The 12,909-nt window shown below is 67.1% G+C and carries 9 protein-coding genes; 2 read left to right on the top strand and 7 right to left on the bottom strand.

What is annotated here, in order from left to right:
- Positions 1-63: 63 nt before the first annotated feature.
- A complete protein-coding gene (locus tag AC3FMM_RS07905; protein ID WP_488686386.1) occupies positions 64-1,773 on the bottom strand; it encodes a hypothetical protein in 1,710 nt (569 codons plus the stop codon).
- Between the two features lie 74 nt (positions 1,774-1,847).
- Entirely contained in the window at positions 1,848-2,669 is an 822-nt protein-coding gene (locus AC3FMM_RS07900; RefSeq protein ID WP_115680316.1) for a transcriptional regulator, read from the bottom strand.
- A 660-nt stretch (positions 2,670-3,329) separates the two neighbouring features.
- Between AC3FMM_RS07900 and AC3FMM_RS07895 the strand changes: the two genes are divergently transcribed.
- Together AC3FMM_RS07895 and AC3FMM_RS07890 are read left to right on the top strand one after the other, a co-directional pair.
- Positions 3,330-4,709: an undecaprenyl-phosphate glucose phosphotransferase gene (locus AC3FMM_RS07895; RefSeq protein ID WP_115680317.1), complete on the top strand. Its 1,380-nt coding sequence runs from the start codon at positions 3,330-3,332 to the stop codon at positions 4,707-4,709.
- Positions 4,710-4,753: 44 nt separating this feature from the next.
- On the top strand, positions 4,754-5,866 hold the full coding sequence (locus AC3FMM_RS07890; RefSeq protein ID WP_116312626.1) for a glycosyltransferase: 1,113 nt from the start codon (positions 4,754-4,756) through the stop codon (positions 5,864-5,866).
- A 20-nt stretch (positions 5,867-5,886) separates the two neighbouring features.
- Here the strand turns inward: AC3FMM_RS07890 and AC3FMM_RS07885 are convergent, their stop codons facing one another.
- Genes AC3FMM_RS07885 through AC3FMM_RS07865 form a run of 5 tightly spaced genes read right to left on the bottom strand, consistent with a single transcriptional unit; the run spans position 5,887 to position 12,889 of the window.
- On the bottom strand, positions 5,887-7,194 hold the full coding sequence (locus AC3FMM_RS07885) for a hypothetical protein (protein ID WP_488686385.1): 1,308 nt from the start codon (positions 7,192-7,194) through the stop codon (positions 5,887-5,889).
- Positions 7,181-8,383, bottom strand: coding sequence for a lipopolysaccharide biosynthesis protein (locus AC3FMM_RS07880; protein WP_115680320.1), 1,203 nt, complete (start codon positions 8,381-8,383; stop codon positions 7,181-7,183). The genes AC3FMM_RS07885 and AC3FMM_RS07880 overlap by 14 nt, the downstream gene beginning before the upstream one ends.
- Entirely contained in the window at positions 8,380-9,609 is a 1,230-nt protein-coding gene (locus AC3FMM_RS07875) for a polysaccharide pyruvyl transferase family protein (protein WP_116312628.1), read from the bottom strand. The genes AC3FMM_RS07880 and AC3FMM_RS07875 overlap by 4 nt, the downstream gene beginning before the upstream one ends.
- A complete protein-coding gene (locus tag AC3FMM_RS07870) occupies positions 9,572-10,651 on the bottom strand; it encodes a hypothetical protein (RefSeq protein ID WP_115680322.1) in 1,080 nt (359 codons plus the stop codon). Before AC3FMM_RS07870 ends, AC3FMM_RS07875 begins: the two co-directional genes overlap by 38 nt.
- A gap of 3 nt (positions 10,652-10,654) precedes the next feature.
- The gene (locus tag AC3FMM_RS07865; RefSeq protein ID WP_115709613.1) at positions 10,655-12,889 is read right to left on the bottom strand and encodes a polysaccharide biosynthesis tyrosine autokinase; all 2,235 of its coding nucleotides are present in this window, start codon (positions 12,887-12,889) and stop codon (positions 10,655-10,657) included.
- Positions 12,890-12,909: the final 20 nt, after the last annotated feature.

The raw sequence follows: 12,909 nt of genomic DNA, 5'->3' as shown, positions 1-12,909 counted from the left end.
ATGACCGGGAGCCTGGCCTTCCCCGTGCGGGCGGAAGGCCTTTGCTGCGGCGCTACGCGCCGGTCACGGGTTGAGCGTGACCGTGGTCTTGAGGCCGTCGCCGACCACCATCTCGGCGTCGGTCTTGACCAGCGCCGTCTTGGCGAAGGCGACGTCGTTGTTGACCAGCATGCCCACGCGCACGTCCCGGCCGGGGCGGCCGGTGGTGGTGGCGAAGGTCACCGGGAAGGTGCTGGTCGCCCTGGGGGTGAGCGCGTCGACCTGCGCCTGGCTGAGCGCGCCGGAAGAGCGCAGCTTGCCGAGGAAGGTGGTGAACGGCAGGTTGAGCGAGCCGCCGTTGGCGCTGGAGAACAGGCTGTCGGCAGCGGTGTTGGTCAGGCTTGCGGCGACCGACAGGTTGCCGCTGACACGGAACGAATACGCGGTGTTGGCCGGCACCACTGCGTCGACCAGTTGCGAGCCGTTGAAGGTCAGCGTCACGTTCTCGATGATGACATCGACCTGGTTGCCGTTGTAGGTGTAGCTCAGCCCGGCGCGCACCTGCGTCGGCCCGCCGTTGAAGGCGTCGCCATTCTGCGCCACGCCGACCTGGATCGCATTAAGCGAGCCGCCGGTGGCGGTGATGGTGTCGGTGATCGGCTGCGTCACACCGTTGATGGTCAGGTTCGACAGCACCAGCGAGTTCTTCAGCCGGACCGCATCGGCCACGCTGTTGATGGCGCCGGCGTCGACCACGCCGCCGAGATTCGCGGCGACCTGCTGGATCTGTGCGGCACTGCCGCTCGATACCGCGTCGCCGAGCTGTGCCAGCCCCGCCGCGTTTGCCGCGTTGGCCAGTGCGCCAGCCGGCACCGCCTGCACCAGCGCCGTGGTCGTGGCCGTCTGGGCGCTCTGCGTGACGATGTTGATCGAACCGCCCTCGATCAGGGCCGACAGCGTTTCGGTGGGGCTGCTGCTGACGTCGATCGCTTCCAGCGCGGTGCTGACGCTATCCACTTCGCTGGCGATCACCGGCGCGGCCAGTGCGGCCACATTGGTGGCCACGGCGCCGATGTTCGACTGCAGGCTGGTGGGCAGCCCCGCTTGCGCGTTCTGCACGGCGCTGGACACCACGCCCGCCACCAGCGCACCGCTGCTCAGGTCCGCCGTGCCCTGCGCGCTCGCCACCGCAGTGGCAACTGCCTTCGACGCCGCCGCGGCCGAATCCGCCGGCGTCAGCGTGCCGCCCGCGCCCAGGCCCGTCAGGGTCTTGGAGACGTGGTCGACCAGTTGCTGCACCACGACCGCCGCGCGCAGCGCCTGCGCATCCTGCATCGGGTCAAGCGTGGCCAGGTCCTTGCCTGCCAGGCCCAGTCCCGTCGCCAGCGGCGCGACCTGGCCTGCGCCCAGCTGCACCGCCAGCGTGGTCAGCGGCGAGACCACCTGGGTCACGCCCTCCCGGTAATCGATCGCCGGGGCCTGCAGCACGCCGGCGAACGGCAGGTTGGTGCCGACATCGGTGCCGCCGGTCAGCTTCAGCGCGCTCTTGGTGCAGCCTGCCGGGAAGGTGAAGTCGCCGGTGGCATTGGTGACCGCGGTCTTGTTCTCGCAATCGAGGAAGGTCACGGTCGAGCCCGACAGGTAGAAGTCCACCGCCTTGCCGCTTACCGTGGCAGAGGGCTGGGACGGCTGGGAAGGCGCTGGCGAATCGTCGCCGCCGCCGCAAGCCACGAGCGTTGCCGCCGCGCCTGCCATGATGCCAAGCATGAAGATGTTCCGGGTTTTAGTTTGCACGCTGCTCTCCTGAGATCAATACATCGCTACGACGAAACATGGTGAGGGCGTCCATGACGCTCGCTGGCGAGGGTTCATGGCTGGCTCACCGGCTCCTGCGCCATGCCGATGACGTGTCCGGAGAAATCGTCCGGGCGCAGCCAGCGCGACAGGTACTGCCCCATCGCGTCGAGCAGCACGTCGGACATCATTCCCCCGGCTCCGGCCAGCGGCGGACAGATCAGCCACGTGGTGCCGTCGCGTTCCAGCACGCGCAGCGTCTTGGGCTGGTCGGCGGGCTGCAGCACGTGGTCGGTGGCGTGCGCCTGCGCCAGGCCGAAGGCCTGCGCGAAGTCGTCGGCATGGCGCTCGCCCAGGCATATCACCACCTTCGGCTTCCACAACCGGCGAATTCCGTCGATAAAGGCAAAGCGCCGGCCTGCGCGGCACAGGTCGAGATAGCGCTGCCGCGGAAACAGTTCCGGCTGGCCGCGGAACGCCTTCGACCACGGGATCTCTTCGGTCACCCGCGCCGGCAGCGGAAACAGGCTGAGCTTGAACTCGGCGCCCTGCGGGCCGTACAGGTGATGGTCGAAGTAATGCTTCCAGTCCTGCTCGCCCATGGTGGTCTTGAACACCCTGGCGCGCGCGGCGGCCATGATGCGCGCGATCCTCTGGTGCGATTGCCAGCGCTCCATGTGGTGCCGGTACTTGTAGCGGTAGGCGGCATCCCAGGCGGTGGGCCGCGCATGCGGAACCAGCGGGCCCGCCAGCGGCGCCACGCCGGGCAGCGGAGAGCTGTCGCAGAACCAGACCGCAGCGCCTGGATTGCCGCCTTCCATCCCTACGTACGACGCGAAATACGAATCCAGCTGTTCGCGCGTGAAGACCGTCAGTGGCTCTGTGTTCTTTCTCATTCCTCTACCGCGGTGGAGTGAAGGATGCCCGGACGCTGCACCGCATCCGCCGTGCCGGTGCCTCGCACCAGGGCGGCGGTTCCGGACCCGCTCGTCATCGCTTTTTATTCTCACCCCCGCAGCGAGGGGTGCGCTGCCCTGTCGTTTCCCTCCTTGCGCGGGGTAACGCGCAAGCGCGAATGGCGGCATTTTCGCGCGCGAAAAAACGCGCGAAAGTCGATTACATCCGCCACGATTTGCGCTGCAGGCACCGGCGCGAGGCCGCTTCACACGCGTCCGGAGTTTCCCTTCCGATGAAGGGTACCGACGCTTTTGGCCGCATCGCACTATTCGCTCCTGAAAACACGGAGCACGCCGGGGCCTTCAGCGCACCGGCAGAACGAGAGCGTTGCAGTTGCATGGACGGCCCTCACCGATGCGGCCCGTGGCAGGTCATGCGCTGACCGCCGCCACACCATGGAACCGCTGCCGCAAGGCAGTCCCGCACGACTCTGCTTGATCACGCCATGAGCATGCACGGTCAGATGCATGCCATGCGACGAGCCTGGCCGCCACTTCGCGCGGACCGGGAGTTCGGAGGAGACAACAAGGGCGTGGGCACTCGCATGAGCGCCCATTACTCAACGCTTCTGGGAGAAGCAATTGGGTATCTATCGCGATATGTTTGCCAGGCACCACGATCAGCTCGCGCTGATGGCTCGCCTGCTCGACGCCGGCGCCATCTGGGTGGCGGCAATCCTGGCCAGTGAAGTGCGGTTCGACACCGCGCAGGCCCCAATCCACCAGTTCATCCAGTACTTTGCCTGTGCCATTGCCTTCATCGTGCTGCCAGGCTTCGACGTGTACACGTCGTGGCGCGGACGCAGCCTGTTTTCGCTCGCCGCGCGGCTGCTGTCCGCGTGGAGCCTGGTCTGGCTGGTGAGCCTGCTGCTGACCTACCTGCTGCACCAGACCGACTCGCTGTCGCGCCTGTGGATGGTGTACTGGTACCTGTTCGCGCTGGCGGCACTGGTGGCGCTGCGCGTGGTCAGCCGGGCCGTGCTCAACCTGCTGCGCGTTGCCGGCGCCAACAACAAGCGCGTCGTCATCGTCGGCTTCGGCCGCACCGGCCAGGAGATGTACCGCCGCGCCACCGCCAGCCACACCACCGGCTACAAGATCAGCGGCATCTACGCCGCCGAAGGCGAGCCCACGCCGGAAGGACGCCGCCGCATCAACGACAGCGCCGACATCGCCGCGTTCGCGCGCGAGCACGGCATTGCCGAGATCTGGCTGACGCTGCCGATGAGCGAGCACCGGCTGATGCAGGAGATCGCCTTCTCGCTGCGCAATGACTTCATCGACATCAAGTGGATGCCGAGCGTGCTCGACTTCGACCTGCTCAACCACAACGTCGGCAACTTCCTCGGCATGCCCGCCGTGGAGATGAACAAGCCGCCTTCGCTGGGCGTGCGCGGCACCATCAAGGCCCTCTTCGACCGCACCTTCGCCGCGCTGGTGCTGGTGGCGCTGTCGCCGCTGTTCCTGCTGATCGCGGTGCTGATCAAGCGCGACTCGCCCGGGCCGGTGTTCTTCAAGCAGGAACGGCTGGGCCTGGACGGGCGCGTCATCCACGTCTACAAGTTCCGCAGCATGAAGGTGCATGCCGAGCACGGTGTGGTCACGCAGGCCACCAAGGGCGACAGCCGCATCACGCCGATCGGCGCCTTCCTGCGCCGCACCAGCCTGGACGAGCTGCCGCAGTTCATCAACGTGCTGAAGGGCGAGATGAGCGTGGTAGGCCCGCGCCCGCATGCGATGGCGCACAACAACATGTACAAGGAGCAGCTCGACTTCTACATGCTGCGCCACCGCGTCAAGCCGGGCATCACCGGGTGGGCGCAGATCAACGGCTACCGCGGCGAGACCGACACCCTGGACAAGATGGCCAAGCGGGTCGAGCACGACATCTTCTATATCCGCAACTGGTCGTTCTGGCTCGACCTGCGCATCATTTTCTGGACCGCCTTCCGCGGCTGGATGGGAAGCAACGCCTACTGAGCCACAGCCATCCGCTTCCCGTGACGCCATCTAACCGCAAGCCAATGATCAAAGTCCTGCATGTCACAGAGTGCCTGGGAGGTGTCGAGACCTACCTGCACCTGCTGGCCTCCCATATCAACGACGAGCGCATCAGCTTCCACTTCGCGCTGCCGAAGCAATGCTCGGTGTCGGCGGTTGCCGATGCCCGCAATTTCGGCGTCAGCTACCTGCCGATTCCGCGCAAGCTCGATCCGCTCAACGACCTGAAGGCGGCACTGAACCTGCGCGCGCTGGTAAAGCGCGTGGCGCCGCAGATCGTCCACCTGCACAGCTCCAAGGCGGGGCTGGTGGGACGGCTGGCCTGCATCGGCCTGAACGTGCGCGTGGTCTACACCCCGCATGCCTACTATTACCTGGGGCTGCGCGGCATCAAGCGGCGCGTGTTCCTGATGGCTGAGCGCTTCCTGCACCGGCTGACCGATGCGGTGCTGGCAACCTCGCCGTCGGAACGCGACCGCGCCATCCATGAGGTGGGCCTGCCGCGCGAGCGCGCGCATTCCATCCTGAATGCCGTCGAGCCCCGCTCCGTACCGGTGGAACGGCAGCTGGGCGCCGGCGTCAAGCGCGTGATCATGGTGGCGCGGATCAGCCCGCAGAAGAACATCCCCATGTTCCTGGACGTGGCAAAGCTGTTCCAGGGCCGTCCCGACATCGAGTTCATGCTGGTTGGCTACGGCCATTATGAGAACGACCGCGCCACGCTCGATGCCATGCTGCAGGAACGCGGGCTGACCGAGGGCAAGGACATTACCGCGATCGCGTGGATGAGCCGCTCCGAGCTGCTGGAACTGCTGGCGCATGCCGCGGTGGTGGTGCTGACCTCGCACTACGAGAGCTTCGGCTACGTGCTGGCGGAAGCCAATGCGCTGGCGATCCCGGTGGTCGGCACCGACGTCGACGGCATCAAGGACATCATCGTCGACGGCAGCAACGGCTTTATCGTGCCGGTGGACGACGCCGCTTCGATGGCGAGTTCGATCGAAGCCATCGTCGGCGATGCCACGCTGTGGCAAACCATGTCCGAGCAAGCGGTGACGCGCGCCAAGTCCGAGTTCAACATCGTGACCCAGGCCAGGAAGTTCGAGTCCTTCTACTCACGCGCGCTGCTTGCCTAGCACCGCACCGACGGCGCTGGTCAGGGCGGCGCAGTGCCGCCGGGCCAACTGGCCAGCAGCATCTCCGCATCGGCAAGCACGGTGCCGTCCTGCAGCGCCGCGCACGGGCGCGCGCCTGCGGCGGTGCCCAGCGCCCTCACCTTGCAGCCGTCCGACCCCGCCTGCGCCAGCGCCTCGCGCAACAGCGCCCGGGCTTGCGGCCCCCAATAGATGCGATGCACCGCGCCGTCCTTGCGCAGCGACAGCACGAAGCTGTCCTGGCGCTGGCGCCATTGCGCGTCCTGCGCCCCGGACAACAGGCCCAGCAGGTCGCGCAGCATGGCGATGACCGGCTTCTCCGAGCCATCGTTTCTGAGCAGACCGAAGTTCGCCTCGCGGTCCCATCTCGCCTGGCCGCGGTCGCGCCACGCGTAGATGCCGAGCATGGGCGCTTGCGCCATGACGCCGGCCAGCACCTGCCTGGCGATCAGCGTTGCCTGCGTGGCTTCGCTGCGCACCGGCAGGTACGAGGCATAGCCCCATTCGCTGACGATCAGCTGCGCGCCCGGACGCGGCGAATTGCGGATGCGGCCGCCCAGCTGCCGATAGTCGCGCAGCAGCGTCTCGGGCGTGGCGCGGTACGGATGGACGCTCAGCCCCTTGATGCAGGCCAGGCGCGGATCGGTCAGCAGGCGCGACAAGGACTGTTCCGCCACCGGATTTGCCGGCCCGGGCATGCGCGCCAGGCCGAACAGGTAAACGGCGGGGGGCGGCGCCGTGCCGGCCTGCGCCAGCGCGTCGCAGATCTTGCCGGCGGTGGAGATCAGCCGGGAAATGGGTACCGACGGATGCAGGAAGGTCTTGTTGTCGGGCTCGTTCCAGATCTCGTACGACAGGTCCGGCCCCGCGTTGCGCTGCATGAACTGGCTGGCGAACGCGGCGAACCTGGCCTCGCTGGCATCGCTGCCACCGTCCTCGCCCTGGTCGCCCCAGATATACCGCCCGCCATACAGCGTAACCAGCATCTGCAGGCCGGCCTGGCGTGCCTGGGCGATGACCTGCGCGTAGCGCTGCGGCGCCAGGTGCCCGCGCACCACCTCGGGCCGCACGCCGAAGCGCACATGGGTAAAGCCCAGGCGCCGGATCTCGGCGAAGTCGCGCGCCGACACCGTGGCCGGATCGATCTGCACGGCAAAGGCCGGCATCGACGCAATCCGGCCCGAAGCCTGCCCGTTCTCGGCATGCGCAGGCCGGGCGGGCCACCAGCCCGAGACCGCGATCAGCGCCGCCAGCGCCAGCGCGCGCGTCTGCGCCCCACGGCGCGGCGATGCGGCGCTACGCGGCGGCATGCCTGCGCAGTACGCCCATGGCGAGCGCACCGGTCTGGAACAGCGCGATGACGAGGAACGACACCAGCATGATCTGCGCCGCCACGAGATAGTCGAGCTGCGGATAACGCCAGGCGCCCAGCGCGATGCCCGCCAGCAGGCCGATGCCCGCTGCCAGGAAGATCGCCCGCGCCATGCCGAACGACTTCAGCAAGGTACGCAGGCACATCACCACCGCAAACACGATCGGAAACAGCGAAAAGAAGCGCACGTCGAGATCCCCATAGGCCGCGCCGAACAGCATGACCACGAGCTGGTCGCCAAACAGCAGCAGCAGCACGCTCAGCGCGCCGGACAGCATCACCCCGCCCAGCACGAAGCCGGCCGCGTTCCTGGCCAGCGTCCGCGTGTCGTCCTGCCGGAACGACGCCGCGAATCTCGGCATCAGGTGGTAGCCCAGCGCCATCAGGACATACTGGGCCGGCAGCAGCACTGTCAGCAGGATGCGGAACTTGGCCGAGTCGGCAAAGTGTCCCAGCGAGCCTAGCAGCACCACCAGGCCCGGCCCGACCAGCCAGCTCATCAGCTGCGCGCTGGCCGAGCTGGCACCGAACCCCAGCCACTGGCGCGGCGACTCCGGCCGGCCCGGGATCAATTCGAGGCGGCCGCGGCGGCGCAGCGTGGCGGCCGCGACCACGGTCGGCAACAGGATCGCGGCCGCGAGCATCAGCATTGCCGCGGGCGCTGGCTGCGTGCCGGAGGCCAGGCCGATCATGGCCACGCCGCCGCCGATCAGCGTGTGGCAGATCAGCAGCCCGGCATAGCCGCGCGTCTTCGCGCCCACGGTCCTGAGCACCCAGTACGCGGTGTAGCTGGCGAACAGCACCGCCGCCGCCGCACAGGCCGAGGTGCTCAGGCCATGCCCGTACAGGTACAGGATGGACCCGGCCGCGACCGGAAACACCGTCAGCACCGCGACCTCGGCCGAGAAGCGCACGCGCAGCTTGATCCCCTCGATCAGCGCCGGCTCGTGCAGGAACGAAACATAGAAGATGTTGATGAACACCACCAGCGACAGCACCACCGCCACCAGCCCATAGCCCGCCACATCCATCGAGCGGGCCAGCGCCACGTTGATGCCGAACTGCACCGCCGTATACGCGGCCTGCTCGAACACCGCGCCCAGCGCCGGCAGCATGCGGCGCATCATGGCGCCCCCTCGAGCGAAGGCGCCGCCCGGAGCGGCGCCGGCGCGGCCGGCATGGCCAGCTTCTGGTCGAACAGCAGCGCCAGCCCCTGCCTGATGTCGCGGCCCAGCCGCGCCGAGCGCTTGAACTGCGCCGCCCCCAGCGAGCGCGCGTAGGCCAGCCGTTCGATCACGTCGTCGGCGCCGGCGCTCTGCCGCACCGCGAAATCGCCGCGCCCGCTCAGCTTGAAGAACGACGCGACCTTGGTGTCCCAGACAATGCCGACGGACGGCACGCCGAAGCTGAAGGCAATGATGTTGGCGTGCATCCGGTGCCCGACCATGCTGTGGCAGCCCGCGATGATCGCTGCCAGCTCCGCTGGCGACTTCGGCAGCATGTAATCCATGCCGTCAGCGACCTCCGCACCCAGCCGGCTCCTGACCGTGGCCGCGGCGAGATTGTCTTCCTCCGCGCCATTGGTGAACAGCACCACGCGCTGCCCGCCCTGCCGCAACTTGTGCACCAGTTCCACGAACATGCCCAGCCCCGCGCCCTGCTCCGATACGGCGACCAGGTCCGCGTTGTAGTGCAGCGACTCGACGTCCGAGACGCAGATGCCCACGTCCCAGCGCTTCGCCAGCCCGTGCTCCGCATACAGCGACGCACTCAGGATGGCGGGATCGGGAATGATGGCGACGTCGCACGGCTCGCCCGCGCCAAGGCCGACGATATTGCGGCGCGAGCTTTCATCGCGCACCGAGACGAATTGCGGCGCCGCCAGCGCAAAGAAGCGCGACACCAGGTAGCGCCCCAGCCGCGACCAGCCGGCCGCCACGCCCACCGACACCAGCGCAACCTTGGCGTCCTTGCCGAGGCACCGGGCCAGCAGGTAGAGCTTGAGCGGAAAGTTCAGGTCCACGTCGCACAGCAGCTGGCCGCCGCCGACCACCACCATATCGGCATCGGCCAGCTGCTGCTGCCAGCGGGTGCGCCACTGCCGCCGGTATTTCAGCCAGATGGCTGCGGTCAGCACCGGCACCCGGGCCCAGCCCGGCAGCCGCGAGAAGATCCGCATCAGGCGGCCCTTCTTCAGCGAGTTTTCTCCCAGCCGGGTGCGCCCGGCGATGTCCAGGTAGCTGACCCGGCAATCCGGCACGGCCTGGCGGATCAGGTGGCCCAGCGTTTCGGCGATCACCGCATCGCCGAGGTTGTCACTGTATGGCACCGCGCATATGACGACGTGCTTCATCTTGTTTGGCCGGCAAGGCAGTTAGCAAAGGGATGAGGAACAGGCTGACCGAGGTGAGATGGCGAACATAGCTGCCCAGGTCAGGCTCGAAGATAAACTGCACCAGGATATGCGCAACGACCAGCGTGGCAAACCAGCGGCGCTTGCGCTCGGCGTCGGTCGCCGCCGGCGTGCCGGACAAGCCGCGCAGCGCCACGCGCAGGATTGCCGCATGCATCAGCATCATGGCCAGGTCGACCGGCGCGCGGAAGCTGATCACCGGCAACACGAACATGACCGCCGCGTACAGGTAGTTGACGATGAAATTGACACCGGATGTGGGCGGATACAGGTTCCAGATCATGGTGCGGTTGTCGCTGCCGATGCTCAGCGCATAGTTGTTCGAGATGTCCCGCGGCGACTGCAGGATATACAGGATCTCGGACGGCGCCACCAGGATCGCGCCCACCACGCAGGCCAGCACGATGGCCTTCCATGCCGGGCTCAGCCGCGCCGTTGCGCGGATGCCGAGCGCCAGCACCAGGATCATCGCGTAGTAGTTGCGGATAAAGAGCGCGTAGCAACCGTACAGCACCATGGTCATGACCACCAGCGCGCGGAACGACACGCCGCGCGACATTCCGCCCATGACCAGCACGATCGACATCGCGATCACCACGGTTTCCTTGCCCGGCGACAGCAGGTTCAGCAGCATGCAGGGCAGCACGAACAGCCAGCGCGTGGCCAGGTCACGCAGGCTCGCCACCCGGCTCGACGCCATCGCCAGATAGGCCACGCCGACGGTGGCGGTGACCACATTCACATATTCCGCGCCGAACACCGAGAACACCTTGGCGGTGGCGGCGAACGAATCGTCGAGGTCGGTCGAGCCGCTGACCAGGAATTCCAGCATCTTGTTGGAATCGGTGACCCATTTTTCCGGCAGCGCGTCGCGGCCGAAGAAATAGATCACCAGGTAGAGCAGGCTCAGCACCAGGCTCGCCACCGTGGCCAGCCCGCGCTCGGCCAGCACCCAGTCGCGGTCCAGTCGCGCGGCTTGCATGGCTTACGCCTTCTCGCTCTGCGAGTAGCCGTAGTAGGCATAGCGATAGCGCCCGTACTTGGAGCCATAGCCATAGCGGAAGGCGTTGGGGTCGAGGCCGTTGAAGATCACCCCCTTCACGCTTACGTTGACCTGCGCCAGCTGCTTGGCGCACTCCGAGATCTCGCCGATCGAGCTCTTGCCGAATCGCGTGACCAGGAACACCGTGCCGCAACGCTCGGCCAGGATCGCGGCATCGGCGACGGCCAGCACCGGCGGGGTGTCGACCATCAGCATGTCGTAGCGCGCGCTGAGCTCCTCGAGCAGCCTGACCATGCGTTCGTTCAGCATCAGCTCGGCGGGATTCGGCGGAATCGTCCCCGTGCCGATGAAGTCCAGTCCCTGCACCACGTCGCGGTGGATCACGTCTTCCAGCGCCAGCTTGCCGGCCAGCACGTCGGACAAACCCGGCTCGCGGTCCTTGCCGAAATACTGGTTCAGGTAGCCCTTGCGCATGTCGGCGTCGACCAGCAGCACGCGCTTGCCGCCCGAGGCCATCAACGCGGCCAGGTTTACCGAGACGAAGGACTTGCCCACGCCGGCGGTGGCACCGGTCAGCAGCACGCGGTTGTTGGGCGCATCCAGCATCGCGAACTGCAGCGACGTGCGCAGGCTGCGCAGGCTTTCCACCGAGGGCTCGTTGGGGAAGCGGTCGGCCAGCAGGTAGTGGCCGCGCTTGCGCGCCTGGATGTCCTTGCTGATGGTGAGCTGGTGTTCGGACTGGGGCACGGTCGCATAGACGCTGAGTCCGGTGTGCTCCTCGATGTCCTTGGGGTCGGTGATGCCGCCATACAGGGCATTGCGTACAAAGGCGACCACCGCCCCGGCCAGCAGGCCAAGCACCGCCGCCAGCACGATCACCAGCGCCTTCTTCGGCTTGACCGGCTCCTCGGGCACCGGCGAGGTGTCGACCAGGCGCACGCTGCCGACCTTGCCGGCCTTCACCAGCTTGAGCTGCTGCATATTGTTCAGCATGCCGACATAGAGGTCATTGTTGACCTGCACGTCGCGCATAAGGCGCACGGTGTCCTGCTCCAGGTTCGGCAGGGTCTTGACCCGGCCGGCGACCGCCCCCGCCTTGGCGGCCAGCGCGGCAATCTGCTTGTCGACCGCCTGCATCGACGGATGGCCGGGGGCAAAGCGGGTCACCAGCTCGGCGCGCTTCTGCTTGAGTTCCAGCAGCGAGGTTTCGGCGGTCACGCTCTCCTGCAGGAAGGCCTTGCCCTCTTCGCTGAGGTTGAAGGTGCCGCGCTCGTTGCGCATGGCGTTGTACTTCACTTCGGCGCGCTCGAGCTCGCCCTTCAGCTGCGGCAGCAGGTTGTTGAGGAACAGCAGCGACTTCTCCGCCTCCGCGGCCTTGCGGTTGATGTTCTGCGCCACGTACTCGTCGCCGATCTCGTTGAGGATCGCCGCCGTCAGCCTGGCGTCATTGCCTTCCAGCGAGGCCCCGATCACGCCGCTCTGCTTGCCCTTCTCCGCGATGTTCAGCTGCTGCTGCAGCTGCTCCAGCGTCTTCAGCCGCGACTGGCGCACCAGGTTGAAGGCAATGCCCGGCTTGGCCTTCAGCGCCGTCACCAGCAGCCGGATCTCGCCGACCGCATGGCTGGCCTCGACCGCTTCGCCGACGCGGCCGACGATGGGCTGGTCCAGGCTGCTCTGCTCGAGCCGGTAGCGGCCATCGCCCAGGCTCACCAGCAGGAAGTTCTCGCCTTGCAGCGCCTCGGGCACGTCGAAGGTCGGCACCTCGATCGATTCCCCGCCCCAGGCATAGCCGCCCATGCCGAACAGGCCGGGTTCGGACAGCCCCTTCGACTGGCTGGCGATCCAGGGCCCGACCAGCGGAAAATACTTCGGCTTGGCATCGATATAGAGCCGCAGGTTGTCGACCGCCTTGCCGACCACCATGCGCGAGCGCAGGATCTCGATTTCCGCGGTCGCCTGCGTCTTGACGTCGAACAGCGACGAGACGTCGCCCAGCAGGCCGTTGGGACTGTTCTGGCTGTCCTCGACCTGCACCAGGATATTGGCCTCGTACACCGGGCGCGCCAGGAACGCGTAGGCAACCCCTAGCGTCAGGATGGCAAAGGCAATGGCCGCGATCAGCCAGCGGTTTGCCACCAGCACGTCCAGGTAGCGGACGACGGCAATCTCGTCCGACTGGGCCGGCGCCGCGACGGGAATATAAGTGGACTGGTTCATGGCAGGCAGGACGGTATCGG

This window comes from Cupriavidus sp. 207A1 (assembly GCF_057798955.1).
This window is presented reverse-complemented; position numbering and strand designations above follow the sequence as displayed.